Source organism: Kutzneria viridogrisea DSM 43870 (assembly GCF_000525635.1).
Taxonomy (GTDB): domain Bacteria; phylum Actinomycetota; class Actinomycetes; order Mycobacteriales; family Pseudonocardiaceae; genus Kutzneria; species Kutzneria viridogrisea.
The window spans coordinates 8,143,877-8,169,015 of sequence record NZ_CP007155.1 but is presented as its reverse complement, the minus strand read 5'-3'; the positions used below and the strand labels follow the sequence as shown (position 1 = coordinate 8,169,015).

The window sequence follows — 25,139 nt, the reverse complement described above, 5'->3', positions numbered from 1 at the left end:
TCGGCACCCCGTGCCACATCACTGCGGCTGGCCGGGCAGCGGCACCGCTGAGGGCGTCTGACCGCCCGCCTTCCGCCACTTCGTGGCCCGCACCGCGCAATCGGTCAGTGCTGCCACCGCCGTGCCCCGCACGGCGCTGTCGGCGGTGAACTCCAGCACCGAACGCCACGCCGCGCCCGCGTCCGACTCGGCCACGGCCAGAGCCGCCTGCGCCGAGGACTGGTTGGTCACCGGCTGCGGGGTGACGTAAGCCGCCTCCGAGGACTTGGGCGTGGCGCCCGCACCGGTCAACTGCTTGGCGGTGGCGTCGCGACGCTTGGTGTGCGCGAGCCGCCCCTGTTCCATGGCAGCGGTCTGCGCCCCGGGCAGGAACGCGGTGACCAGGCCGTACACCCAGATCGCGGCGTGCTCGGCGGCCAGCGCTCGTTGCAGGGCCTCCACCGTCGCGGCGGGCAGCACCCCGGACTGGCTGGGTGTGGTCACGCCAGCACCTCCTTCAGGCTCGCGCAGCCCGCGGCCACCGAGCCGACCAGCCCCGCGCGGTAGCTGGGCACGGTCAACGCGGCCTCGGCGGCCTGCTTCTGGGCGGCGGTCAGGGCGCTGACCAGCGCGGCCACCGCCGACTCCTGGTCGCCGGGCACGGTGGGCGCGGAGTTGGCGGTGGGCGCCGGGGTGCTGCTGGTCGGCGGTGCCACGCGGTCGATCTCCTTGCGCAGGGCGGTGGCCTGCGCGGAGCGGTTGGTGGCGACCAACCCCGCCTGTGCGGCCACGCCGGGGAACCGGGCGGCCACCTCGCGGGCGGTCGCGGCATCGGTCTCGGCGGCACGGGCCAGGTCCGCGAGGGGGTCGGGGGCCGGGGGAGCGGCCGGCTGCCCGGTGCACGCGGCGGCGAGCGGCAGCGCGGCGGCCGCGAGCAGGCCGAGGCGCAGCAGGCCGCGGCGGCTCACCGGCGGAGGAACGGGGGTCACGGTGAGTCATCTTGCCAGGAGTGCGATGGCGTCCTGAGCTGGCGTGTGCGCCCTGATGGTCCACAAAGGGGATACTCTTGGCGACCACGACCGGTGAGTGCAGCGCCGGTCGGTTCAGTCGCGTCCGCAGAGCGACACCGCCTGCACCGAGACTTCGGGAGTGAGTACGTGTCCAGCGCGCCGCGCGGGGAGATATCCGCGCAGCTCGAACCGGTCGTCAGGGACGCCGTGTCCACGATCGGGTTCGACCTTGAGCTGCTCGACGTGCAGCAGGCTGGACGTCGCCGCCTGGTGAAAGTGGTGGTCGACGGTGAGCAGGGCGTCGGCCTCGACGAGATCGCGGAGGCCAGCCGGGTCGTCTCGGCCGCGCTCGACGCGCACGACCACGTGCTGGGCGGGCCGTACACCCTGGAGGTGACCTCGCCGGGCATCGATCGGCCGCTGACCGCGCCCAGGCACTGGCGCCGGGCCAAGTTCCGCCTGGTCAAGGTGCGCCTGACCGAGGGCGGCGAGCTCACCGGGCGGGTCGGCAAGGTCGGCGAGGAGGCGGTCCAGTTGCTGGTCGACGGCCAGTTGCGGGAGCTGCCCCTGGCCGGGGTGGAGCGGGCCGTGGTGGAAGTGGAGTTCCGGCAGCCGCCGGTCGAGGAATTGGCGCTTCTGGAGCGCGGTTGTCAGGAGGAGTCCCAGTGAACGTCGACATCGCCGCCCTCAGGGCGATCGAGCGGGACAAGGACATCCCCTTCGAGACCGTGCTGGAGGCCATCGAGAGCGCACTGCTCACCGCGTACAAGCACACCGAGGGCCACAAGGCGCACGCCAAGGTCGACATCGACCGCAAGACCGGGCTGGTCCGGGTGATCGCCCAGACCCTGGCCAGCGACGGCACCGTGGCCGAGGAGTGGGACGACACCCCGGAGGGCTTCGGGCGCATCGCCGCGACCACCGCCCGCCAGGTCATCCTGCAGCGGCTGCGCGACGCCGAGCACGAGCGCACCTTCGGCGAGTTCGCCGCCAAGGAGGGCGAGATCATCGCCGGGGTGGTGCAGCGCGACGCGCGGGCCAACTCCCGGGGCATGGTCGTGGTCCAGATCGGCGACACCGAGGGCGTGCTGCCGCCCGCCGAGCAGGTGCCCGGCGAGCGCTACGAGCACGGCGCCCGGATCAAGTGCTACGTGGTGGGCGTCTCCCGCGGTTCGCGCGGGCCGCAGATCACCCTGTCGCGCACGCACCCGAACCTGGTGCGCAGGCTGTTCGCGCTGGAGGTGCCCGAGATCGCCGACGGCACCGTGGAGATCCCGGCGGTGGCCAGGGAGGCCGGTCACCGGTCCAAGATCGCCGTGCGGTCCACGGTGGCCGGGGTCAACGCCAAGGGCGCGTGCATCGGGCCGATGGGCGCGCGGGTGCGCAACGTCATGAGCGAGCTGGCCGGTGAGAAGATCGACATCATCGACTTCTCCGAGGACTCCGCGACCTTCGTGGGCAACGCGCTGTCCCCGGCGAAGGTGGTCTCGGTGCGCGTGCTCGACGAACGGGCCAAGACCGCACGGGTTGTCGTGCCGGACTTCCAGCTGTCGCTGGCCATCGGCAAGGAGGGCCAGAACGCCCGCCTGGCAGCCCGTCTGACCGGCTGGCGGATCGACATCCGCAGCGACGCCGAGGTGGGCGCTGGCAGCGCTCCGCAGGGCGGTGCGGTATCCGGTTCGGCAGAGTGAGTCAGAGGAGATAGAATCACTGGTGGTTCGTCGTCAGGAACCGGTACCCCAGCACGTCAGCCCTGCTCCACGGGGCCCGGTGCGGACGTGTGTCGGGTGTCGTACCGCAACGTCGGACTCCGAGCTGTTGCGCGCGGTGGTCGTGGGGGGCGCCGTCCTCCCCGATCCCCGGCGCAGGCTGCCCGGTCGAGGTGCCTGGGTGCACCCCGACCCGGACTGCCTGCGCACCGCCGAGCGGCGTCGGGCGTTCCCCAGGGCCTTCCGCCTGACCGGAGCGCTGGACCTCGCCGCACTGGCCGCCCACATCGGGGCGGTCAGCGGCTCGACAGGCTCGGACCCCGGCGTGCCGGGGCACGACACCGCGGGACACACCCGCGGTGGCTGAGGAAGAGGAAGCAGGTCGACCCGTCATGAGTCAGCCGTGAAGCTGAAGACATGATCGCGCGACGATAGGACGAGGTCGAGCGGGACTTGCCGCCCGGCCTCATCTAGACGAGGAGAGCAGTGGCAGGCAAGGCCCGCGTGCACGAGCTGGCGAAAGAGCTCGGTGTCACGAGCAAGGAAGTTCTCAACAAGCTCGCCGAGCAGGGCGAGTACGTGAAGTCCGCGTCCTCCACGGTGGAGGCCCCGGTGGCCCGCCGTCTGCGGGACGCCTACGAGGGCAAGCCGGCCCGCTCCGGCGCCCCCAAGCCCGGCCCCCGGCCCGGCCCCAAGCCGAGCGCTCCGGCGGCCGCGGCCCCGGCAGCCCCGGCTGCCCAGTCCAGCGCGGCCCCGGCCGCCCCGAAGGCGGTGCCCAGTCCTGGGCAGCGTCCGCCGATGCCCGGCCCGCGTCCTGGCCCCCGGCCCGGTCCGAAGCCGGTCCAGGAGGCTCCGGCCGCCGCGAAGGCCCCGGCCGCACCCGCGGCTCCGGCGCCCGCGCCGCAGCCCACTGCCACGCAGCGGCCCGCCGCACCGCAGCCGGCCGCTCAGCAGCGCCCGGCCGCCCCGGCCCCGGCTGCCGCCTCGGCGGCTCCCACCGCTCCGCAGGCCCCCAGGTCGACTCCCGGCGCCAAGCCGGGTCCGCGACCCGGTCCGCGTCCCGCGCCGGAGTCGCAGGCCGTGGTGCCGCCCAGGCAGCAGGGTCCCAAGCCCGGTCCGCGCGCGCCGCGTCCCGGCAACAACCCCTTCGGCGTTGGCGCCAACGCGCCCGCGCCGCGTCCCTCGGCCCCGCGTCCCGGCCCGGCTGCCGGTGGCGGCGACCGTCCGGCGCGTCCCGCAGACGGCCGTCCCGACCGTCCGCCGCGCGGTGACCGTCCGGCGGCAGCGGACCGCGGTCCCCGGCCCTCGCCGGGCAACATGCCGCCCAGGCCGAACCCGGGCATGATGCCGCCCCGGCCGGCGCGTCCCGCCGGTGGCGGTCGCGGCGGCCCCGGTGGCGGCGGTGGCCGTCCGGGTGGTCCCGGCGGTGGCGGTGGCTTCCGTGGCGGTCCTGGTGGCGGCGGCGGTGGCGGTGGCTTCCGTGGCGGTCCTGGTGGCGGCGGCGGTGGCGGCGGTTTCCGTGGCGGTCCTGGTGGCGGCGGCGGTGGCGGCGGTTTCCGTGGCGGTCCCGGTGGCGGCGGCGGTGGCGGTGGCTTCCGCGGTGGCCCCGGTGGCGGCACGGGTGCGCCCGCCGGTGGCGGCGGTTTCCGCGGCGGTGGCCGTCCGGGTGGTCCCGGTGGTCGCGGCGGTGCCGCGGGTGCCTTCGGCCGTCCCGGTGGTCCGGCTCGCCGTGGCCGCAAGTCCAAGCGCCAGAAGCGTCAAGAGTTCGACAACATGCAGGCGCCCAGCGTCGGCGGCGTCCGCCTGCCCAAGGGCAGCGGCGAGGTCGTCCGGCTGCCGCGCGGTGCCTCGCTGACCGACTTCGCCGAGAAGATCGGTGCGAACCCGGCCGCGTTGGTGCAGGTGCTGTTCCACCTCGGTGAGATGGTCACCGCGACCCAGTCGGTCTCCGACGAGATCCTGGAGCTGCTCGGCTCCGAGATGAACTACCGGGTCAACGTGGTCAGCCCCGAGGAGGAGGACCGCGAGCTGCTCGAGGCCTTCGACATCACCTACGGCGAGGACGCGGGCGACGAGGACGACCTCGTCGTGCGGCCTCCGGTGGTGACCGTCATGGGTCACGTCGACCACGGTAAGACCCGACTGCTGGACACGATCCGCAAGTCCAACGTGCACGAGGGCGAAGCGGGCGGCATCACCCAGCACATCGGTGCCTACCAGGTCACGGCCCAGCTCGAGGGCAACGACCGGCTGATCACCTTCATCGACACCCCCGGTCACGAGGCGTTCACCGCCATGCGTGCCCGCGGTGCGAACTCCACCGACATCGCGGTGATCGTGGTCGCCGCCGACGACGGTGTGATGCCGCAGACGGTGGAGGCGATCAACCACGCGCAGGCCGCGGGTGCGCCGATCGTGGTGGCGGTGAACAAGATCGACAAGGAGGGTGCGAACCCCCAGAAGATCCGCCAGCAGCTCACCGAGTACAACCTGGTCGCCGAGGAGTACGGCGGCGACACGATGTTCGTGGACATCTCGGCCCGGCAGAACATCAACATCGATGGGCTGCTGGAGGCGATCCTGCTCACCGCGGACGCCGCGCTGGACCTGCGGGCCAACCCGGCCATGGAGGCACAGGGCGTCGCGATCGAGGCGCACCTGGACCGCGGTCGCGGCCCGGTGGCCACGGTGCTGGTGCAGCGCGGAACGCTGCGGGTCGGCGACTCGATCGTCGCCGGTGACGCCTACGGCCGTGTCCGTCGCATGGTCGACGAGCACAACGAGGACGTCATCGAGGCGTACCCGTCGCGTCCGGTCCAGGTCATCGGTCTGACCTCGGTGCCGGGTGCCGGTGACACCTTCCTGGTGGTGGACGAGGACCGGGTGGCACGGCAGATCGCCGAGCGCCGCCAGGCCCGGACCCGCAACGCGCTCAACGCCTCGCGGCGCAAGCGCGTCAGCCTGGAGGACCTGGACGAGGCGCTGAAGGAGACTAGCCAGCTCAACCTGATCATCAAGGGTGACAACTCGGGTACCGTCGAGGCGCTCGAAGCGGCACTGTTGAAGATCGACGTGGGCGACGACGTGCAGCTGCACGTGGTGCACCGCGGCGTCGGTGGTGTCACGGAGAGCGACATCAACCTGGCCACCGCGGAGAACACCATCGTGCTGGGCTTCAACGTCCGTGCGGAGGGCCGGGCCACCGAGCTGGCCAACCGCGAGGGCGTCGAGGTCCGCTACTACACGGTCATCTACCAGGCGATCGACGAGATCGAGCAGGCCCTGAAGGGCATGCTCAAGCCGGAGTACGAGGAGGTGCAGCTCGGCAGGGCCGAGGTGCGCGATGTCTTCAAGTCCTCCAAGGTCGGCACGATCGCTGGTTGCCTGGTGATGTCGGGCGAGCTCAAGCGCAACTCCAAGGCCCGCCTGATCCGCGACAACGTCGTGGTCCAGGAGAGCCTGACGCTGACCTCGCTGCGTCGCTTCAAGGACGACGTGACCGAGGTCCGCGAGGGCTTCGAGTGCGGTCTCACCCTCGGCAACTACGGCGACCTGCGGGTCGACGACGTGATCGAGACCTACGAGATGCGCGAGAAGCCGCGTAACTGATCGACAGCCGGGGTCCGGGACCGTGAGGTCCCGGACCCCGGTCCTAGTCGGCGTGCCAGGTCGCCGTACCCAACCTGAGTGCCATGTTCGTTGGTGCGCTTGAACTGGACGTCCTGCTCGGGGACGTCCACTCGCTCAAGCAGAAGCGCTCCGCCGTGCGGCCCGTACTGGCCGAGCTCCGACGGCGCTTCGAAGTCTCCGTGTCCGAGGCGGGTCATCTCGACCTGCACCGCCGTGCCCTGATCGGGGTCGCGGTGGTGGCCGCCGAAGCCGGGCACGTCCGTGAGGTGCTCGACGCCTGCGAGCGGTTGATCGCCTCACGTCCCGAGTTGCAGCTCCTCTCCGCCCGGCACAGGCTGCTGGGTCCCGAGGACGACTAGTTCTAGTTCGGTTCAACCCAGAGGAGGAGCGCCGTGGCCGACCAGGCCCGCGCCCGCAGGCTTGCCAAGCGCATCGCCCAGATCGTCGCGTCCGCGCTGGAGCACGAGGTCAAGGACCCCCGGCTGGCCCGGGTGACGATCACCGACGCCAGGGTCACCCCCGACCTGCACGACGCGACCGTGTTCTACACCGTGCTCGGTGACAACCTGGACTCCGCGCCCGACTTCGCCGGGGTCACCGCCGCGCTGGCCAGCGCCACGGGCGTGCTGCGCACCAAGGTCGGTCAGCAGACCGGCGTGCGGTTCACGCCCACGCTGAGCTTCGTGGCCGACACCGTGCCCACCGACGCGGCACGCATCAACGAGCTGCTGGCCAAGGCCCGCGCCTCGGATGCCGAGGTCGCCGAGCTCGCCTCCACCGCGCAGCCCGCGGGCGATGCGGACCCGTACCGGGTGCCCCGCGAGGACGACACCGAGGACGACGACGCGTAGTTTGCGGTGGTGAGCGTCTCCGTTGATGATCAGATCGCCGCTGCCGTCCCGCTGCTCGCCACCGCCGAGGACGTGACGCTGCTGGCGCACGTCAACCCGGACGCCGACGCACTGGGCAGCGCGCTGGCGCTGGGCCTGGCCCTGCACCGGCGCGGTGCCCGGGTCCGGGTGTCCTTCGGCGGCCCCGAGCAGACCCCGGAGTCCTTGCGCGGCTTGGACTCCGCGGGGCTGATCGTGCCCGCTGAGGCCGTGCCCGCGGCCCCGCCGCTGCTGGTCGCCCTGGACACCGGCAGCGTGGACCGGCTCGGCGCGCTCGCCGACCGGGTGGCCGCCACCACCGAGGCCGGTGGGACGGTGCTCGTGGTGGACCACCACGTGTCCAACACCAGGTACGGCACCCACCACGTGGTGGACGACCGCGCCGAGGCCACCGCGGTGCTCGTGCTGCGGCTGTTGGACGCGCTCGACGTGCCGCTGGACGAGCCGATCGCGCGCTGCCTGTACGCGGGGCTGGCTACTGACACCGTGTCGTTCCGCTTCGCCGGCCCTGCCGCGCACCGGTCAGCGGCCCGCCTGCTGGAGTCCGGTGTGGACGCCCCGGCCATGCTGCGCCAGCTCATGGACAGCCACCCCTTCGGCTGGCTGCACATGTTGTCCACCGTGCTGGGCCGCGCGCAGCTGGAACCCGAGGCGGCGCAGGGTGTTGGCCTGGTGCACACGCACATCCGGCTCGCCGACCACGAGGGGCTGCGGGCCGAGGAGGTGGAGAGCGTGGTCGACGTGGTGCGCACCACCGCCGAGGCCGGGGTCGCCGCGGTGTTCAAGGAGTTCGCGCAGGGGGAGTGGACCGTGTCCCTGCGCTCGACCGGAGCGCTGGACGTGCGCTCGGCGGCGCAGCGGCTCGGCGGCGGCGGGCACCGGATGGCCGCCGGTTTCACCGCGTACGGCGAACCTGGACAGGTGCTCGCCGAGCTGCGCGCTGCCCTGGACCAGGCCACCCTGCTCTAGTCACGATGGCTGCTTTCGGGGCGTTCGCTGCCCCGAAGGGCGCATTCGCGGCGGCCTGTCCGCGAAGGTGTAGAGAATCGCGGACCGGCTCCGACGTCCCTGGTGAGCAACCGAACCGAGGAGCAGACCGTGAAGTACATGCTGATGATCCACGCGAACGTCGAGGCCATGTCCGAGGGGCTGGGCTGGGAGCTCGCCGACATCCGGGCGATGGTCAACTACATGCACCAGCTCAACAAGGAGCTCGCCGACTCCGGGGAGCTCCTGGACGCGCAGGGCCTGGGCAACCCCGAGCAGTCCAAGAAGGTGCAGGCGCGGCCGGACGGCGAGCCGGTGATCACCGACGGGCCGTTCCCGGAGGCCAAGGAGGTGCTGGCCGGGTACTGGCTGGTGGACGTGGCCGACGAGCGCCGCGTGGTCGAGATCGCCACCCGCATCTCCGTCACGCCCGGCCCCGGCGGCGCCCCGGTGAACCAGCCCGTACAGATCCACCCGATCGGCGAGGCGCCCGAGGTGTGAGCCCCCGCTGACCGGCCCACCCGGAATTGTCGGTGCCCTGTCGTAGCTTGAGCTGGACATGGCACACGGCTGGTTCGGAGGGTGACGGGCATGGGGGATCGAGTGGGGTCGGCGCGCGAGGTGTTCTCGCTCGCCGTGCCCGCGCTGGGTGTGCTCGCCGCTGAGCCGCTGTACGTGCTCGTGGACACGGCGGTGGTCGGTCACCTCGGCGCGTTGCCGCTGGCCGGGCTCGCCCTGGGCGGGCTGGTGTTCTCCCAGGTCTCCAGCGCGCTGACCTTCCTCTCCTACGGCACCACCTCGCGGGCCGCCCGGCTGCACGGGGCGGGTCGGCGGGCCGATGCCGTGGCCGAGGGGGTGCAGGCGACCTGGCTGGCGGCCGCCGTCGGGCTGGTGGTGCTCGTGCTGGGCCAGCTGCTGGCCGAGCCGGTGGCCACCGTGCTCGCGGGCAACGCCGAGGTGGCCGCCGCCGGGGTGAGCTGGCTGCGGATCGCCCTGTTCGGCGCGCCGATGGTGCTGATCACGATGGCGGGCAACGGCTGGATGCGCGGAGTGCAGGACACCCGTAGACCGCTGTACTTCGTGTTGCTGGGCAACGGTTTGTCCGCGCTGGCCGTGCCGTGGCTGGTGCACGGGCTAGGGGACTTCGGCGGCTGGGGGCTGGTCGGCTCCGCGGTGGCCAACGTTGGCGCGCAGGCCGTGTCCGCAGGGCTGTTCCTGCGCGCGCTGGTGACCGAGGGGGTGCCGCTGCGACCGCTGTACCCGGTGATCCGGGCACAGCTCGGGCTCGGCCGCGACCTGGTGGTGCGGACCGCGGCGTTCCAGGCCTGCTTCGTGTCCGCGCTGGCGGTGGCCGCCCGCACCTCGACCGAGGCCGTCGGGGCGCACCAGGTGGTGTTGCAGCTGTGGACCTTCCTCGCGCTGCTGCTGGATTCCCTGGCGATCGCGGCGCAGTCCCTGGTCGGCGCCGCACTCGGCGCGGGCCGTGATCGCCAGGCGAAGGAGCTGGCGTGGCGGGTGTGCTGGTACGGGTTGGTGTTCGGCACCGGGCTGGGGGTGGTCTTCGCCGCGCTGTCCGGCGCCTTACCCCAGGTCTTCACCTCCGCGCCCGGGGTGCTGGCGGAGATCCCGCACGCGTGGTGGCTGTTCGTGGCCATGCAGCCGGCAGCTGGGGTGGTGTTCGCCCTGGACGGTGTGTTGCTCGGCGCCGGGGACGCGGCCTATCTGCGCACTGCCACGGTGATCGGTGCCGTGCTGGGCTTCCTGCCGCTGGTGTGGCTCTCGCTGGCGTTCGGCTGGGGACTGCTCGGCATCTGGTCGGGGCTGGCGCTCTTCCTGCTGGTGAGGCTGTTCGCGGTGGTGCACCGGACCCGGTCCGGGCGGTGGGCGGTGGTCGGCGCGCCGGTGTGACGCACTCCACGAACTGAAGCGGTTAACAGAGGTTTAGCGCACGCGATGGACGAGTTGTGCACCTCGGCGGCAGCCGGGGGCGCTCCCCTCGTTCCTGCTCCGGAAGGACAGCCGTGCCCGTCGCGCGCGCCACCCGTCATGCCTGGGTGGTCTGGGCCACTGCCGTAGTCGTCTACTTGTTCGCGGTGTTCCACCGGTCCTCGCTCGGCGTCGCCGGGTTGGCGGCCGGGGAGCGGTTCGGGGTGGGCCCCGCCGCGCTGAGCACCTTCACCGTGTTGCAGGTCGCCGTGTACGCGGCCATGCAGGTGCCCACCGGCCTGCTGGTGGACCGGTTCGGGCCGCGCCGGGTGCTGACCGTGGCCGCGCTACTGATGGGCCTGGGCCAGACCCTGTTCGCGGTGGCCGAGTCCTACCCGCTGGGCCTGCTGGCCCGAGCGGTGCTCGGACTGGGCGACGCGATGACCTGGGTCAGCGTGCTGCGCCTGATCGCCGCGCACTTCCCGGCCCGCCGCTACGCCGTGGTGATGTCCCTGTCCGCGATGCTTGGCGCCGCGGGCAACCTCGCCGCGACCGTGCCGCTGACCGCCGCACTGCACGAACCGGGCTGGACGGTGACCTTCCTCGCAGTGGGGCTGGCCACCGCCGTCTACGGCTTGGTGGTCGCGGTTCGGCTGCGCGACGTGCCCGCGGGCAGCCCGGCTCCGGTCGCGGAGAGCACGCAGCCCACGGCCGTGCTGCGCAAGGTGGTTGGCGCGTGGCAGGTTCCCGGTACCCGGCTGGGTTTCTGGGTGCACTTCAGCACGATGGTCGCGCCCACCACGCTGGGTCTGCTGTGGGGTGTGCCGTACCTGGTGCAGGCACAGGGCCTGTCGGCTGAGGCCGCGGGCAGTGTGCTGAGCCTGCTGGTGCTTGGCGCACTGGTCGGCAGCCCACTGCTGGGTGCCGCGATCGGCCGTCGCCCGGAGCTGCGCATGCCGCTGGTCGCGGCGTACCTGGTGACCTCGGCGGTGGTGTGGGCGCTGCTGCTGGCGCTGCCCGGTGGGCAGGCCCCGCTGTGGCTGCTGGTGCTGGCCTTCGCGCTGTTCGCCTTCGGCGGCCCGGCCTCCTCGGTGGCCTTCGCGCTGGCCAAGGACTACAACCCGGTGCGCACCGTGAGCACGGCCACCGGCGTGGTCAACGTCGGCGGCTTCGTGGCCACCACGATCGCGGCGTTGGCTGTCGGTGTGCTGCTCGGCCTGGCCGAACCGCTGGGCTCGGGGCCCGCGTTCCAGATCGCGTTCCTCGCCGTGGTGGCGGTGCAGCTGGTGGGCACCTGGCGCACCGCGACCTGGTGGCGGCGGGCCAGGGCCGTGGTGCTGCTCGCGGCCGAACGGGGCGAGCAGGTGCCGGTGCAGTTGCGCAGGCGCCGCTGGGACGACCCGGTGCCGCAGCCCGCGGTGGCCTGAGGCGGCTCGGCCCGGCGAGCGCATGAGGCAGAATGGTTTCCCGTGTCACAACCGCTTCGTTCCCGTCGGTTCCAGGGAAAGCAACGAACACCAGGTAGCACCACCGGCGCGGGTCTGGTCGTGGTGGACAAGCCCGCCGGGCTGACCTCGCACGACGTGGTCGCCCGGCTGCGCAGGATCCTCGGCACCCGCAAGGTGGGCCACGCGGGCACGCTCGACCCGATGGCCACCGGCGTGCTGGTGCTCGGCGTCGAGCGGGCCACCAAGCTGCTGGGCCACCTGGCGATGGACAGCAAGGCCTACCTGGCCACGATCCGGCTCGGCGCCGCCACCACCACCGACGACGCGCAGGGCGAGGTCCTCTCCGAGGCCGACGCCTCGGCCGTGCCGGAGGAGGCGATCCGCGCGGGCATCGCCGAGCTGACCGGCCCGATCCAGCAGGTGCCCAGCTCGGTCAGCGCGGTCAAGGTGGACGGCAAGCGCGCCTACGCCAGGGTGCGCGCGGGCGAGGAGGTCGAGCTGCCCGCCCGGCCGGTGGTCGTGCACCGGTTCGACCTGCTGGTGCTGCGCCGCGAGGAGAACGCGACCGAGCTGGACGTCATCGTGGAGTGCTCCTCCGGCACCTACGTCCGCGCTCTGGCCCGGGACCTGGGCAGCGCGCTGGGGGTCGGCGGGCACCTCAGCGCCCTGCGCCGCACCAGGGTCGGCCCGTTCGACCTGCGCGCGGCCCGCACCCTGGAGCAGTTGGAGGACAACTCCGAGCTGTCGATGGACCTGGGCCAGGCCGTGGACGCCGCCTTCCCGCGCCACGAGATCGACCTGCCCTCGGCGGCGGCCCTGTCGCACGGCAGGCGTATCCCGGCCGCGGGCATCACCGGTCCCTACGGGGTGTTCGGCCCGGACGGCAGGGTGCTGGCCCTGGCGGTGGACGAGTCCGGCGCGGCCAAGCCGCTCGTGGTGCTGGCCATCGACTGAGCCGGTGATCGCCGCGAGATAGGCTCGGGCTCGTGCAACGCTGGCGTGGGCTGGACCATCTTCCGAGTGGCTGGGGCCGGTGCGTGGTCACCATCGGCGTGTTCGACGGGGTGCACCGGGGGCACCGCGCGCTCATCGGCAGGGCGGTGGAGCTAGCCGCGGAGCGCGGTCTGCCCTCGGTGCTGATGACCTTCGACCCGCACCCGGCCGAGGTGGTGCGACCGGGCAGCCACCCGGCGCAGCTCACCACGCTGCAGCGCCGTGCGGAGCTGGTGGAGCAGCTGGGGGTGGACGTGTTCTGCGTGCTGCCCTTCACCCTGGAGACCTCGCGGGTGCCCGCCGACGAGTTCGTGCACGAGTTCCTGGTGGAGCGGCTGCACGCGGCGGCGGTCGTGGTCGGCGAGAACTTCACGTTCGGCCACCACGCCGCCGGGGACGTGGCGCTGCTGCGCACCCTGGGTGAGCGCTTCGGCTTCAACACCGAGGGCGCGTGCCTGGTCACCGAGGAGCAGGTGACCTTCTCCTCCACCTACATCCGCTCCTGCATCGACGCGGGCGACGTGGTGGCCGCCGAGCGGGCGCTGGGTCGGCCGCACCGGCTGGAGGGCATCGTGGTCCGCGGCGACGGGCGTGGCAAGGACCTGGGTTTCCCGACCGCCAACCTGTCGGTGACCCGGTTCGCCGCGGTGCCCGCAGACGGGGTGTACGCCTGCCGTTTCGTGCTGCGCGGCGCTGGCGGCGAACGGGTGCTGCCCGCCGCGGTCTCGGTCGGCACCAACCCGACCTACTCGGGCCGGGAGCGCCGGGTGGAGGCGTTCGTGCTGGACGTCAGCGAGGACTTCTACGGCAAGCGGGTGGCCCTGGACTTCGTGGACCGGCTGCGCGGCCAGGTGAAGTACGACACCAGCGAGGCCCTGATCGAGCAGATGCACCTGGATGTGGCGCGGACGAGGGAACTGCTGGCCTGAACGCGGTGCGCGGGCAGGCGTGCCGGGGTACTCTCGGCCCTCAGTGCGAATGCAAACGGTCGGTCTGATCGGCCGGAACGCAGCGCGCGGCGTGGCAGGATGCCCGCCAGGACCGCGCCGGCGGACCGGCACAGGGGAGAGCCAGGGTGGAGGACCACAAGATCGTCCAGCGCAACCTCGCGTTGCAGCGGGAGTGGTACGGGGAGCCGCTGGGGGATCGGGTGCGCAGGCTGGTGGTGGCCTTCGACATCTCCCAGGCGTACCTGGCCGATGTGCTGGGCATCAGCGCGCCGATGCTGAGCCAGGTGATGAGCGGGCGCCGCGCCAAGATCGGCAACCCGGCCGTGCTGGCACGCCTGATCATGCTTGAGCGCAGGATCCTGACACCTGGTGTGGCCAGCGGGGACCGGGTTGCCATGCAGCAGGCCCTCGACGACGTGCGCGAGTCCCGGCCCACGGTGGACCGCGACGCGCTGCCGGTGCACGACGCCCGCGCCGACGTGGCCGCGGTGACCGCCCTGCGCCGGGTCGCCCGCGGCGAGGACCTGCTGGCCGCCGCGGAGACCCTCGGCAACCGGCACGCCTGGCTGGGGGACCTGCTGCGGCGTGCCTCGTTCCCGCCCGCCCAGCAGGACCGATGACCCGGCTGTTCACCGCGCTGGTGCCGGACGCGCCGGTGCTCGACCACCTGGTCCGGGCCGTGACGGCCGTGCGCGGGGACCGGCACACCTCGATCGACAAGTGGCACGTCACGCTCTGCTTCCACGGGGACGGCGACGACCCCGTGGCGCGAACCGGATGGGTGCGCGAGCGGCTCGCCGGGCTGGCGGCGCCCCGGATCAGGCTGCGCTCCGCCGCCGCCTTCCCCGGGGTGCTGTGGATCGGCGTGCAGGACCCGGACGGCACGCTGGCGGCGGCGGCCGAGGCGGTGCGCTGGCACGCCGAGGGCCACGTGGAGCACCGCGCGTTCACCCCGCACCTGACGATCGCCCGCGAGCGGCACGGCGAGCTGGACCCCGCCCCGCTGATCGACTACGAGGGACCGTGGTGGACCGCGGGCGAGGCGGTGCTGTTCGCCAGCGAGCGGGTCGGGGGCGGCTACCGGTACGAGCCACTCGACCGTGTTCGCTTCACCGCCCGCTGAGCAACCTCGCGCGCACACCTGCTAACCTCGGTATTTGGGTCCAGCTGCGGTCCGTGGCGGCTGGTACCGACTCTGGCTCCGCCCCCTCGGGCGGGGTTGCACGGGACACACGAGGTCAGACGAGAAATCCAGGAGTGAACGAGTGGCTCTGTCCACCGAGCAGAAGAAGACCATCCTCGCCGAGTACGGGCTGAAGGAAGGCGACACCGGGTCCCCCGAGGCGCAGATCGCCCTGATGAGCAAGCGCATCAGCGACCTGACCGAGCACCTGCGGACCCACAAGCACGACCACCACTCGCGTCGTGGTCTGCTGCTGATGGTCGGCCGCCGCCGCCGTCTGCTGAACTACCTCACCAAGACCGACGTCGAGCGCTACCGTTCGCTGATCCAGCGGCTCGGCCTGCGTCGATGAGCTAGGGAGGGGGTGGGTCCGGTGTCCAGGTGGGCGCCGGACCCACCCCCTCGGCACAACACAACCAGAGAACACGCGAGCCAGGCACCGCGAGCGGCGGAACGGGCCGCCGGTCCTCGGTAGTGGTTCCCGGGTCATCCCGGGGGCTTCGATCGAAGACCGGCCTCGTCGCCGAGCGTGCCAGGCGCGCGCACGACGAGGAGAACTACATGACCGATATCGAGATCCACGAGACGACCGCCACCATCGACAACGGCAGGTTCGGCTCGCGCACCGTCCGCTTCGAGACCGGGCGCTTCGCCCGCCAGGCCGCGGGCAGCGTCGTCGCCTACCTGGACGACGAGACCATGCTGCTGTCGGCGACGACGGCCTCCAAGCACCCCAAGGACCACTTCGACTTCTTCCCGCTGACGGTGGACGTCGAGGAGCGGATGTACGCCGTCGGCCGCATCCCGGGCGCCTTCTTCCGTCGCGAGGGCCGTCCCTCCACCGACGCGATCCTGACCTGCCGCCTGATCGACCGCCCGCTGCGCCCCGCCTTCGTGGACGGCCTGCGCAACGAGATCCAGGTCGTGGTCACCGTGCAGAGCCTCAACCCGCAGGACCTGTACGACGTGGTGGCCATCAACGCCGCCTCCGCCTCCACCCAGCTCGCCGGGCTGCCCTTCTCCGGGCCCATCGGCGGCGTGCGGGTCGCCCTGATCGAGGGCCAGTGGGTCGCCTTCCCGACCTACGAGCAGCTGGAGAAGGCCGTGTTCGACATGGTCGTCGCCGGTCGCATCGTGGGCGATGACGTGGCCATCATGATGGTCGAGGCCGAGGCCACCGAGCAGGTCATCGACCTGGTGGGCTCCGGCGCGCAGGCCCCGACCGAGCAGGTCGTCGCCGCCGGCCTGGAGGCCGCCAAGCCGTTCATCCGCTCGCTGTGCGTGGCCCAGCAGCAGCTGGCCGAGCTGGCCGCCAAGCCCACCGGCGAGTTCCCGCTGTACCCGGCCTACGAGGCCGACGCCTTCGAGGCCGTCAGCAACGCGGTGTCCGAGGAGCTGGCCCAGGCGCTGACCATCGCGGGCAAGCAGGAGCGCGAGTCGCGGCTGGACGAGGTCAAGAAGATCGCCCTGGAGAAGGTCGGTCTGGGCGAGGGCGAGGCCTTCGAGGGCCGCGAGAAGGAGATCGGCGCGGCGTTCCGCTCGCTGACCAAGAAGCTGGTCCGCCAGCGCGTGCTGCGCGACAAGGTGCGCATCGACGGCCGGGGGCTGACCGACATCCGGCAGCTGTCCGCCGAGGTCGCGCTGATCCCGAGGGCGCACGGCTCGGCGCTGTTCGAGCGCGGCGAGACCCAGATCCTGGGCGTCACCACGCTGAACATGCTGCGCATGGAGCAGCAGATCGACTCGCTGTCCCCCGAGACGCACAAGCGCTACCTGCACCACTACAACTTCCCGCCCTTCTCCACCGGTGAGACCGGTCGGGTGGGCTCGCCCAAGCGCCGCGAGATCGGCCACGGCGCGCTGGCCGAGCGCGCGCTGGTGCCGGTGCTGCCCAAGCGGGACGAGTTCCCCTACGCGATCCGCCAGGTCTCCGAGGCCCTGGGCTCCAACGGGTCCACCTCGATGGGCTCGGTCTGCGCCTCCACCATGTCGCTGCTCAACGCCGGTGTGCCGCTGAAGGCCCCGGTCGCGGGCATCGCCATGGGCCTGGTCTCCGACGAGGTCGACGGTGAGACCCGCTACGTGGCGCTGACCGACATCCTCGGTGCCGAGGACGCCTTCGGCGACATGGACTTCAAGGTGGCGGGCACCAAGGAGTTCGTGACCGCGCTGCAGCTGGACACCAAGCTGGACGGCATCCCCTCCGAGGTGCTGGCCCAGGCGCTCGGCCAGGCGCGCGACGCCCGGCTGACCATCCTCGAGGTCATCGAGGAGGCCATCGACCGCCCGGACGAGATGAGCCCGTTCGCCCCGCGCGTGACGGCCATCAACATCCCGGTCGACAAGATCGGCGAGGTGATCGGGCCCAAGGGCAAGATGATCAACTCGATCACCGAGCAGACCGGCGCGGACATCTCGATCGAGGACGACGGCACGATCTACGTCGGTGCCGCCGACGGCCCCTCGGCCGAGGCCGCCATCGGCCTGATCAACGCGATCGCCAACCCGCAGCTGCCCAAGGTCGGCGAGCGGTTCCTGGGCACGGTCGTCAAGACCGCCGCCTTCGGTGCCTTCGTCTCCCTGCTGCCCGGCCGCGACGGCCTGGTGCACATCTCCAAGCTGGGCAACGGCAAGCGCATCGCCAAGGTCGAGGACGTGGTCAAGGTCGGCGACAAGCTCCGCGTGGAGATCGCCGACATCGACAACCGCGGCAAGATCAGCCTGGTGGTGGTCAGCGAGGACGAGGCTGCCGAGGCCAAGACCGAGGCCGAGGCCACCCCGGAGCCCGCTGCCCAGTGAGTCTTCGGAACTCGGGGACGGCCGTGGGGGTTTCCCGCGGCCGTCCCGGCTATCTGCAGCCCCCCGGCAGCACGCGCACCCTGGAGCGCACCGCCGGGGGCGGGGCCGTGCGGCGCAGCGTGCTGCCCGGCGGTCTGCGCGTGGTCACCGAGCAGATCCCCGGCGTGCGCTCCGCCTCGGTGGGCATCTGGGTCAACGTGGGCTCCCGCGACGAGCAGCCCGCCGTGGCCGGTGCCGCGCACTACCTGGAGCACCTGCTGTTCAAGGGCACCGCGCGGCGCAGTTCCGCGGGCATCTCCGAGGAGATCGACGCGGTCGGCGGTGAGCTCAACGCGTTCACCGCCAAGGAGCACACCTGCTTCTACGCGCACGTGCTGGACGAGGACCTGCCGCTGGCCCTGGACCTGGTCAGCGACGTGGTGTTCAACGCGGTCTGCGCCGAGCGCGACATGGAGACCGAGCGCAGCGTGGTGCTCGAGGAGATCGCCATGCGCGACGACGACCCCGAGGACCTGCTGCACGAGGCGTTCTGCGAGGCGCTCATGGGCGACCACCCGCTGGGCCGCCCCGTGCTGGGCACCGAGCAGTCGATCAGCGACATGACCCGCACCGCGCTGTACGGCTTCTACCGGCGCCGCTACACGCTGCCCCGCATGGTGCTCGCCGTGGCGGGCAACGTGGAGCACGCCACCGTGCTGCGGCTGACCCGCAAGGCCCTGGGCGACCGGTTGGTCGGCGACCGGGTGCCGACGGTGCCGCGCACCGGGCGGGCCCGCTTCCCGACCGCGCCGCGCCTGGTGCTCAACACCGACGACACCGAGCAGGCACACCTGATGCTGGGGGTGCGCGCGCTGGACCGGCACGACGAGCGCCGGTGGACCCTGGGCGTGCTCAACGCGGCGCTGGGCGGCGGCATGAGCTCCCGGCTGTTCCAGGAGGTCCGCGAGCGGCGCGGGCTGGCCTACCAGGTCTACTCCTCGGTGGCCTCCTACGCCGACACCGGCAACCTGTGCGTGTACGCGGGCTGCCAGCCGGATCGGCTCGGAGAGGTCGCGGGCGTGGTGCGCGACGTGCTCGCCCAGGTGGCCGCGGAGGGCCTGAGCCCGGCCGAGGTGGCCAGGGGCAAGGGGCAGCTGCGCGGTGGCCTGGTGCTGGGGCTGGAGGACACGAGTTCGCGCATGTCGCGCATTGGCAAGGGCGAGCTGAACTACGGCGACCACCTGACCGTGGAGCAGACCCTGGAGCGCATTGAGGCGGTGACCGAGCAGGACGTGGCCGTGCTGGCCAAGGAGCTGCTCCGACGCCCCGTCGCAGGCTCGGTGGTCGGACCCTACGATCACCGTGACGACCTGCCGGAAGAAGTGCATGAGGTGATCTCTTGACTGAGCAGGCGGGCACCGCCAGCGTCGTCGACCGCGACTACGAGGACGAGCCGTTGCGGGTCGCCGTGGTCGGGGCCAGGGGCAAGATGGGCGCCACGGTCTGCGCCGCCGTCGAGGCCGCCGACGACCTGGAGGTCGTGGCGATGGTCGACGCGGGGGACTGGCTGTTCAACGTCTCCGACGCCGGGGCCGAGGTCGTCGTGGACTTCACCCACCCCGACGTGGTCATGGACAACCTGCGGTTCTGCGTGGACCAGGGCATCCACTGCGTGGTCGGCACCACGGGCTTCACCCAGGAGCGGCTGGACACGTTGAGCGGCTGGCTGGAGCACAAGCCGGGGCTGGGCGTGCTGGTCGCGCCGAACTTCGCGCTGGGCGCCGTGCTGTCCATGAAGTTCGCGCAGCTGGCGGCGAAGTACTACGAGTCGGTCGAGGTCATCGAGTTGCACCACGCGCGCAAGGCGGACGCCCCCTCGGGCACGGCCTCGCGTACCGCGCAGCTGATCGCCCAGGCCAGGGCAGCCGCGGGCATGGCACCGAGCCCGGACGCGACCACCCAGGAGCTGGACGGGGCGCGCGGCGCCTCCGTGGACGGGGTGCGCGTGCACTCGGTGCGGCTGTCCGGGCTGGTGGCGCACGAGGAGATCCTGTTCGGCGCCGAGGGCGAGACGCTGACCATCCGGCACGACTCGCTGGACCGCAAGTCCTTCATGCCGGGCGTGCTGCTCGCGGTGCGCGAGGTGCCGAAGCGGCCGGGGCTGACCGTCGGGCTCGAGGACCTGCTGGGCCTGTGAAGGCGTTCACCGCTGCCCTGTTGATGACCGCCGCGCTGGTGGTCTACTTCGTGCTGCTCACCGAGCGCGCCGTGGTGCTGATCCAGACCGGGGAACCGGTGGCCACCGCGCTCGGTGCGGCCGTGCTCGCTCTGCCGGTGATCGGTGTCTGGTTCGTCCTCGCCCAGTGGCGCAACGGGTTGCGCATCAACAGGCTGGCGCGGCGGCTGGATGAGGAGGGCGGCCTGCCCGACACCTCCGACCTGCCGCGCCGCCCCTCGGGGCGGGTCGACCGGGAGGCCGCCGACGCCTGGTTCGAGCAGCGCAAGGCAGAGGTCGAGGCCTCGCCGGAGGACTGGCGGGGCTGGTTCCGACTGGCGCACGCCTACGACATCGCAGGGGACCGGGGCAGGGCCAGGCAGGCAATGCGGCGCGCGGTCGAACTGGGTGGTTGATCCGTTTTGCTCACCTGGCTCACTCAGTCGTGTACTCTCCGTACGGGGCGGAAAGCGTAGGGACGACAGTGGTCGAACGGGGTTGGATTCCGAACGGGATTGACCTGACCAGGCCCAGTGCGGCGCGGGTGTACGACGCGTTCCTGGGCGGTGGTCACAACTTCGCGGTGGACCGCGAGTTCGCCCGCCGCGCTGAGCAGGTGTTCCCCGGGGTCTCCCGGGCGTGCCGCGCCAACCGCGCCTTCCTGCGGCGGGCCGTGGAGTTCGGTGTCTCCCAAGGCGTTCGCCAGTTCCTGGACATCGGCTCGGGCATCCCGACCCGGGGCAACGTGCACGAGATCGCCCAGCAGCACAGCCCGGACTGCCGGGTCGTCTACGTGGACAACGAGGCTGTCGCCGTGGCGCACAGCGAGATGATGCTGCAAGGGGTCCGGAACACCGGGGTCGTCGACGCCGACCTGTGCCGGCCCGAGGAACTGCTCACCCACCCGGTGATCCGCTCACTGATCGACTTCGATCAGCCGGTGATGCTGCTGATGCTGGCGGTGCTGCACTTCGTCCCCGATGACGAGGATCCTGCGCAGCTGGTGTCCCGCTACATGCGGCGCCTGGCCCCCGGCAGCCTGCTCGCGGTCACGCACGCCACGGCAGCGGCGCGCCCCGAGGAGATGTCCGCGCTGGAACGCCTCTACGCGGGGAGCACGAACCCGGCCAAGGCACGCACCCCGGAGTGGATCGCGGGACTGTTCAGGGACTGTGAATCCGTGCCGCCCGGTCTCTGTTACGTCCCGGACTGGCGACCCGACGGGGCGCTGCGCCCGCACCCCGAGCACTACATCTTCTACGGCGGGGTGGGGCGGCGGTCAGCTCAGGTGCGGCAGCATTCCGGCGAGCAGACCGGGTGAGGCCGCGATCGCGGTGAACCGCACGAAGCGGCCGGTGAGCGTGGTGAGCAGGAAGGCGAGCACGGACATGCGCGCCACCCCGGCCAGGATGGTGGTGGCCGCGAAGGGCGGCATGCCGGTGAGCGCGCTGATCCCGGTGGTGCCGATCAGCCAGCCCGGATGCCGTTCGCACTTGTCCCGCAACTGGGTGAACAGCTGCCCGCAGCGGCGGGTGAACCTCCGCCACCTGGTGACCGGTTCGGGCCCGGTCCGCTCCTTGGGGCGGAGGAAGTTCGGCAGCGGCACGTCCCCGCGCGCGGCGTAGAAGTAGAGCAGCTTGCCGACCACCTGGCCGATCGCGATGACCGCGCCGAGCATCCAGCAGGACATCAGCGGGTGGTGCCCGTTGGTGGCGACCAGCCCGACCAGGAACACCTCCACACTGATCAGGGGGCAGATCGCCGAGCCGAGCGCCACACCGAGTGTGATCGCCAACCAGGTCACCACCACCGCTGCCCGCCTCCCAGTCCGTCAGCTCCCGACGCTACCGGAGCGGGCACGGCGGGTCAGTCGTCCTGAGGTCCCACGCGGGGTAGACAAAAGTCCACCCCTGGGACTATCCGGTCCCGGCGCTCCTGACCACGCCGCTGAGCACGTTCCAGGTGCGGATGGCCGGGTCCGGGTCGGTCATGCCCAGCATCGCGCGGTTGCCCTTGCCGTCCGGCGGGGTGGCGAACATGGTGACCGCCACCGACATGTGGCCGTTGTCGAACAGGGACCAGGCCCACTGCTTGGGGATGTCGGTGCCCAGTGCGGCCGGGGCGAACCCGATGTCGGAGGACCGCTCCATCAGTGGTTCGGACCCGCGCAGGTGCGTGGTACGCGTGTCGGCCTGCCAGACCACCTGGCCGTCGCGGATCACCTTCGCCACCGAGTGCGGCTCGTGGTAGTCGCCCAGGTTGCGCAGGGAGCTGAGCGCCGCAGCCGCGCGCAGCGGGGTGGTCGCGAGCACCTCCCCGTCGAGTTTCATGCGGTGCGTGCTGTCGATGTTGTCGATGCCCAGGTCCGCCAGGTGGTCCGGTGGCACGGCCTTGAGGAGCAGGTCGCCCACCTTGCCCAGTGGGCCGCTGCCCTGCAGCGCGTCGTTGAACCCCTGCTTGAGGTAGTCCGGTCCGCCGTAGAAGCCCAGCACCTCACCGGTCGCGTCGTCCACCGCGGCCACCCCGATGTGCACGTTCTTGTCCGCGGCCTTGTTTGGATCCAAAGTGGACAGTGAGTCCCCGGCGGCCTTCTGTGCCGCCCGCATCACCTCGGGCCGGAACGTGGTCACCACGGTGTAGCCGCCCTGCGCCACGGTGGTCGAGTCGGGCACGCTCGGGTCCTCCTTGTGCAGCCGGTCCAGGTTGCCCATGGCGGCGTCGACCATGTAGCCGTTCATGCCGCCCATGTCGTCCGCCTGGTACTGCACGGGGTTCGGGTACACCAGTTGCGCGCGCTGCTGTGCGGTGAGCTGTCCCTGCTCCACCATGCCGTCCACGACGTAGTCCCAGCGCTTGTGCAGTGCCTGTGCCGCCTCGGGGTCCTTGTCGGCCGTGGCGTAGTAGTACGGGGACTGGATGACCGCCGCGAGGTAGGCGGCCTTGGCCGGTTCGTTCGCGAGCTGGTTCACACCCACGCCGAAGTAGGCCCGCGCCGCCGCCTCGATGCCGTAGGCCCCGCGCGCGAAGAAGATCGTGTTGAGGTAGTTCTGCAGGATCGTGTCCTTGGGCAGCTCGTTGCTGATCTTGATCGAGACGAGCAGTTCCTCGAACTTGCGGCTGAGCGTCTGCTGCTGGCTCAGGTAGTAGTTCTTCACGTACTGCTGGGTGATCGTGGACCCGCCCTGCAACGAGCCGCCGCTGCCGGTGAGGTTGTTCTTCAGCGCCCTGATCAGCCCGAGCGGGGACACGCCGGGCTCGGAGTAGAAGCCCCGGTCCTCGGCGGCGAGCACCGCGTTGCGCACGACCTGCGGGATGTCGGTGATCGGCACCGAGCGCCGGTTCATGCCCACGTGGCTGATCTGGGTGCGCCCGTCGGCGTACTCGAAGATCGTCGCCTGTTGCACGGCGAGTTCGTTGGGCTGTGGGATCTTCACCACCGACAGCGCGACGAAGAACGCGGTCACCAGCAGGCCCGTGCCCAGCAGGGTCAGCCCGAGCAGCAGCTTCCACGAGGGCAGCCAGCGCCGCAGGCCCTGTCTGCCGCGCCTCGGGTAGTCGATGCGGCGGCTGGTGCGGTGACGTGCGGCCACGCTCGGGTCCCTTCCCGCTCCGGATCCTTCCGGCGGGTATGACTCCGAACGGGTGATAAGGGTTGTCTACTGCTTCAGGTGCAGGTCCAGGCCGCCGGTCACCCGGATCTCGCGCAGCGGCCTGCCCCCTGCGTCCAGGGTGCGCACCGTGCCGTCGGTCTGCCAGCCGATGGCCCGGTAGAAGCCCAGCGAGGCGCGGTCGGCCTCAGGCACCCAGCTGATGCCCTTGTACAGCCCCGCTTCGCGCAGGTCGGCGGCTGCCGCGGCGAGCAGTCGGCCGCCGTGCCCGCGCCGTCCCCAGCGCGGTTCCACCAGCAACAGCGCGATCAGCCCGGTGCTCGCCGCGTCGGCGGGCTGCGTGCCGTCCGCCTCCGCCGTCTCGGTCTCCGGCGCCGCGCCCGCCACGCAGAAGCCCACCGTCCACTCGCCCTCGTGGGCCACGTGCACCCGCGCGCTCCCGCTCGTCACCACCTCGCGCCAGGACTGCTCGGCCTCGGCCAGGTCCAGGTCGGCGAGCACCTGTTCGGGCAGCAGCTCCGCGTAGGCGGTGCGCCAGGTGTCGTGCTGGATGCGGGCGATCTCGGGGGCGTCGCCCGCGACTGCGGGGCGCACGGTGGCATCGGCCATGCGCAGAACCTAGCGGGTGCGGCAGGGTACTCCTCGACCCGCTCGGGACGGCTGCTCGGGGACGAGTTGTCCACAGGTGCGGAGCTGTCCACACGTGGATCTCCAGCAAGATCAACAAGGGGGTGGGGGCGGTAGGCTGGAGTCGGGGTCGCCCCCCAGGGAGTGGCGGGGGACGCTCAGTGGTGGGTGGCCTTGTTGGTTAGGCTAGCCTAAGTCCTTGTGACTGCAATGAACAGACGAGGCTTCCTGGCGGGGGTGGCCGCGGTGGGGCTGCTGACCGCCTGCGGCCGGACCGACTCGCCCGCCGCGGGCTCGGGCGGTGCCTGGAGCTTCACCGACGACCGCGACCGCAAGGTCTCCCTCGGGCAGCGGCCCACCCGGATCGTGGCGCAGGTCAGCGCCGCGGCGGCGCTGTGGGACCTCGGGGTGCACCCGGTGGGCGTGTTCGGCCCGCAGAAGCTCAAGGACGGCTCCAACGACCCGCAGGTCGGGGTCGTGGACCTGAGCAAGGTCGGCTCGGTGGGTGCGGAGTACGGCGAGTTCAGCATGGAGAAGCTCGCGGCGCTGCGGCCCGACCTGCTGGTCAGCGGCATGTACAAGCCGCCGGACCTCTGGTACGTCACCGATGACGTGAAGACCAAGGTCGAGGCCCTGGTGCCGACCCTGGGCATCAGCCAGCGCAGCCGGAACGTGCTGCAGGTCATCGAGCGGTTCAACGAGCTGGGCAAGTCGCTGGGCGCTCAGCAGTCCGTGATCGACGCGGCGAAGGCCGACTTCGACAAGGCCTCGGACGAGTTGCGCCAGGCGCTGGCGGCCAAGCCGGGGCTGCGCGTGCTGGCGGTCTCCGCCAAGGCCGAGAACTTCTACGTGGGCATGCCCTCCGACCAGCCCGACCTGTCCTACTACAAGACCCTGGGCATGGACGTGGGCGGCGCGACCGGGGACGGTGTCACCTACTTCGAGGCGCTGAGCTGGGAGAACACCACCAAGTACCCGGCCGACCTGGTGCTCTACGACGACCGCACGCAGGCCGGTGGCCTCGCGGAGCTCAGGACGCACCCGACCTGGAACTCGCTGCCCGCGGTGCAGGCCGGGCAGGTCGCCCCCTGGCGCTCGGAGACCCCGTTCAGCTACGCCAGGTTCGCGCCTGTCCTGCGCGAGCTGGCCGCGGCGGTGGGCAAGGCCCGCAAGCTTTAGTTGTGATGTCCTGCACCCGACCCGAGG

At 71.8% G+C, this 25,139-nt stretch carries 26 protein-coding genes; 21 read left to right on the top strand and 5 right to left on the bottom strand.

The annotated features are described in order from the left end of the window. Positions 1 to 18: 18 nt before the first annotated feature. On the bottom strand, positions 19 to 483 hold the full coding sequence (locus KALB_RS49630) for a ferritin-like domain-containing protein (protein WP_025360411.1): 465 nt from the start codon (positions 481 to 483) through the stop codon (positions 19 to 21). Next, positions 480 to 968, bottom strand: coding sequence for a hypothetical protein (locus KALB_RS49625; protein WP_042221139.1), 489 nt, complete (start codon positions 966 to 968; stop codon positions 480 to 482). Before KALB_RS49625 ends, KALB_RS49630 begins: the two co-directional genes overlap by 4 nt. 168 nt (positions 969 to 1,136) lie before the next feature. On the opposite strand from KALB_RS49625, the gene rimP reads away from it, so the two are divergent. From rimP to KALB_RS35295, 20 genes are all read left to right on the top strand, one after another. Continuing rightward, on the top strand, positions 1,137 to 1,658 hold the full coding sequence (rimP, locus tag KALB_RS35390) for a ribosome maturation factor RimP (RefSeq protein WP_025360409.1): 522 nt from the start codon (positions 1,137 to 1,139) through the stop codon (positions 1,656 to 1,658). Further along, positions 1,655 to 2,680: a transcription termination factor NusA gene (nusA, locus tag KALB_RS35385; RefSeq protein ID WP_025360408.1), complete on the top strand. Its 1,026-nt coding sequence runs from the start codon at positions 1,655 to 1,657 to the stop codon at positions 2,678 to 2,680. The genes rimP and nusA overlap by 4 nt, the downstream gene beginning before the upstream one ends. Next, positions 2,655 to 3,065 (top strand): YlxR family protein, encoded by a 411-nt coding sequence (locus tag KALB_RS50145; RefSeq protein ID WP_318296249.1) that lies wholly within the window; start codon positions 2,655 to 2,657, stop codon positions 3,063 to 3,065. The genes nusA and KALB_RS50145 overlap by 26 nt, the downstream gene beginning before the upstream one ends. Before the next feature lie 119 nt (positions 3,066 to 3,184). Next, on the top strand, positions 3,185 to 6,307 hold the full coding sequence (infB, locus tag KALB_RS35375; protein ID WP_042221135.1) for a translation initiation factor IF-2: 3,123 nt from the start codon (positions 3,185 to 3,187) through the stop codon (positions 6,305 to 6,307). A gap of 83 nt (positions 6,308 to 6,390) precedes the next feature. Next, entirely contained in the window at positions 6,391 to 6,687 is a 297-nt protein-coding gene (locus KALB_RS35370; RefSeq protein ID WP_025360406.1) for a DUF503 domain-containing protein, read from the top strand. A gap of 33 nt (positions 6,688 to 6,720) precedes the next feature. Then, entirely contained in the window at positions 6,721 to 7,179 is a 459-nt protein-coding gene (gene rbfA, locus KALB_RS35365; RefSeq protein WP_025360405.1) for a 30S ribosome-binding factor RbfA, read from the top strand. 9 nt (positions 7,180 to 7,188) lie between these two features. Further along, the gene (locus KALB_RS35360; protein ID WP_042222974.1) at positions 7,189 to 8,187 is read left to right on the top strand and encodes a DHH family phosphoesterase; all 999 of its coding nucleotides are present in this window, start codon (positions 7,189 to 7,191) and stop codon (positions 8,185 to 8,187) included. 102 nt (positions 8,188 to 8,289) lie between these two features. Next, positions 8,290 to 8,706: a YciI family protein gene (locus KALB_RS35355; RefSeq protein WP_236650089.1), complete on the top strand. Its 417-nt coding sequence runs from the start codon at positions 8,290 to 8,292 to the stop codon at positions 8,704 to 8,706. 90 nt (positions 8,707 to 8,796) lie between these two features. After that, a complete protein-coding gene (locus tag KALB_RS35350) occupies positions 8,797 to 10,113 on the top strand; it encodes an MATE family efflux transporter (RefSeq protein ID WP_042221133.1) in 1,317 nt (438 codons plus the stop codon). A gap of 113 nt (positions 10,114 to 10,226) precedes the next feature. Further along, the gene (locus KALB_RS35345) at positions 10,227 to 11,558 is read left to right on the top strand and encodes an MFS transporter (protein ID WP_025360401.1); all 1,332 of its coding nucleotides are present in this window, start codon (positions 10,227 to 10,229) and stop codon (positions 11,556 to 11,558) included. 114 nt (positions 11,559 to 11,672) lie between these two features. After that, positions 11,673 to 12,533 (top strand): tRNA pseudouridine(55) synthase TruB, encoded by an 861-nt coding sequence (gene truB, locus KALB_RS35340; RefSeq protein ID WP_030109187.1) that lies wholly within the window; start codon positions 11,673 to 11,675, stop codon positions 12,531 to 12,533. 32 nt (positions 12,534 to 12,565) lie between these two features. Further along, positions 12,566 to 13,501, top strand: coding sequence for a bifunctional riboflavin kinase/FAD synthetase (locus KALB_RS35335; protein WP_081789684.1), 936 nt, complete (start codon positions 12,566 to 12,568; stop codon positions 13,499 to 13,501). Between the two features lie 146 nt (positions 13,502 to 13,647). Further along, complete coding sequence (locus KALB_RS35330; protein WP_025360398.1) at positions 13,648 to 14,142, top strand: helix-turn-helix domain-containing protein; 495 nt, start codon at positions 13,648 to 13,650, stop codon at positions 14,140 to 14,142. Next, positions 14,139 to 14,645 carry a 2'-5' RNA ligase family protein gene (locus KALB_RS35325; protein WP_025360397.1) on the top strand — a complete coding sequence of 169 codons (507 nt, stop codon included), beginning with the start codon at positions 14,139 to 14,141 and terminating at the stop codon, positions 14,643 to 14,645. Before KALB_RS35330 ends, KALB_RS35325 begins: the two co-directional genes overlap by 4 nt. Positions 14,646 to 14,787: 142 nt before the next feature. Beyond that, the gene (rpsO, locus tag KALB_RS35320) at positions 14,788 to 15,057 is read left to right on the top strand and encodes a 30S ribosomal protein S15 (RefSeq protein ID WP_025360396.1); all 270 of its coding nucleotides are present in this window, start codon (positions 14,788 to 14,790) and stop codon (positions 15,055 to 15,057) included. A gap of 209 nt (positions 15,058 to 15,266) precedes the next feature. Then, positions 15,267 to 17,504, top strand: a complete 2,238-nt coding sequence (locus KALB_RS35315; RefSeq protein ID WP_025360395.1) for a polyribonucleotide nucleotidyltransferase — start codon at positions 15,267 to 15,269, stop codon at positions 17,502 to 17,504. Between the two features lie 23 nt (positions 17,505 to 17,527). Continuing rightward, positions 17,528 to 18,886 (top strand): M16 family metallopeptidase, encoded by a 1,359-nt coding sequence (locus KALB_RS35310; protein ID WP_042221129.1) that lies wholly within the window; start codon positions 17,528 to 17,530, stop codon positions 18,884 to 18,886. After that, positions 18,883 to 19,680 carry a 4-hydroxy-tetrahydrodipicolinate reductase gene (gene dapB, locus KALB_RS35305; RefSeq protein ID WP_025360393.1) on the top strand — a complete coding sequence of 266 codons (798 nt, stop codon included), beginning with the start codon at positions 18,883 to 18,885 and terminating at the stop codon, positions 19,678 to 19,680. Before KALB_RS35310 ends, dapB begins: the two co-directional genes overlap by 4 nt. Continuing rightward, positions 19,677 to 20,114 (top strand): tetratricopeptide repeat protein, encoded by a 438-nt coding sequence (locus KALB_RS35300; protein ID WP_025360392.1) that lies wholly within the window; start codon positions 19,677 to 19,679, stop codon positions 20,112 to 20,114. Before dapB ends, KALB_RS35300 begins: the two co-directional genes overlap by 4 nt. Before the next feature lie 29 nt (positions 20,115 to 20,143). Continuing rightward, a complete protein-coding gene (locus KALB_RS35295; RefSeq protein ID WP_338033825.1) occupies positions 20,144 to 21,019 on the top strand; it encodes an SAM-dependent methyltransferase in 876 nt (291 codons plus the stop codon). Here KALB_RS35295 and KALB_RS35290 read toward each other — a convergent pair. From KALB_RS35290 to KALB_RS35280, 3 genes are all read right to left on the bottom strand, one after another. Next, positions 20,978 to 21,502, bottom strand: coding sequence for a YqaA family protein (locus KALB_RS35290; protein ID WP_025360390.1), 525 nt, complete (start codon positions 21,500 to 21,502; stop codon positions 20,978 to 20,980). The two genes, KALB_RS35295 and KALB_RS35290, sit on opposite strands and share 42 nt — an antisense overlap. 112 nt (positions 21,503 to 21,614) lie before the next feature. After that, a complete protein-coding gene (locus tag KALB_RS35285) occupies positions 21,615 to 23,288 on the bottom strand; it encodes a transglycosylase domain-containing protein (protein WP_025360389.1) in 1,674 nt (557 codons plus the stop codon). Between the two features lie 66 nt (positions 23,289 to 23,354). Then, the gene (locus KALB_RS35280; protein WP_025360388.1) at positions 23,355 to 23,915 is read right to left on the bottom strand and encodes a GNAT family N-acetyltransferase; all 561 of its coding nucleotides are present in this window, start codon (positions 23,913 to 23,915) and stop codon (positions 23,355 to 23,357) included. Between the two features lie 228 nt (positions 23,916 to 24,143). Between KALB_RS35280 and KALB_RS35275 the strand changes: the two genes are divergently transcribed. Next, positions 24,144 to 25,112, top strand: a complete 969-nt coding sequence (locus tag KALB_RS35275; RefSeq protein WP_025360387.1) for an ABC transporter substrate-binding protein — start codon at positions 24,144 to 24,146, stop codon at positions 25,110 to 25,112. Positions 25,113 to 25,139 lie beyond the last annotated feature (27 nt).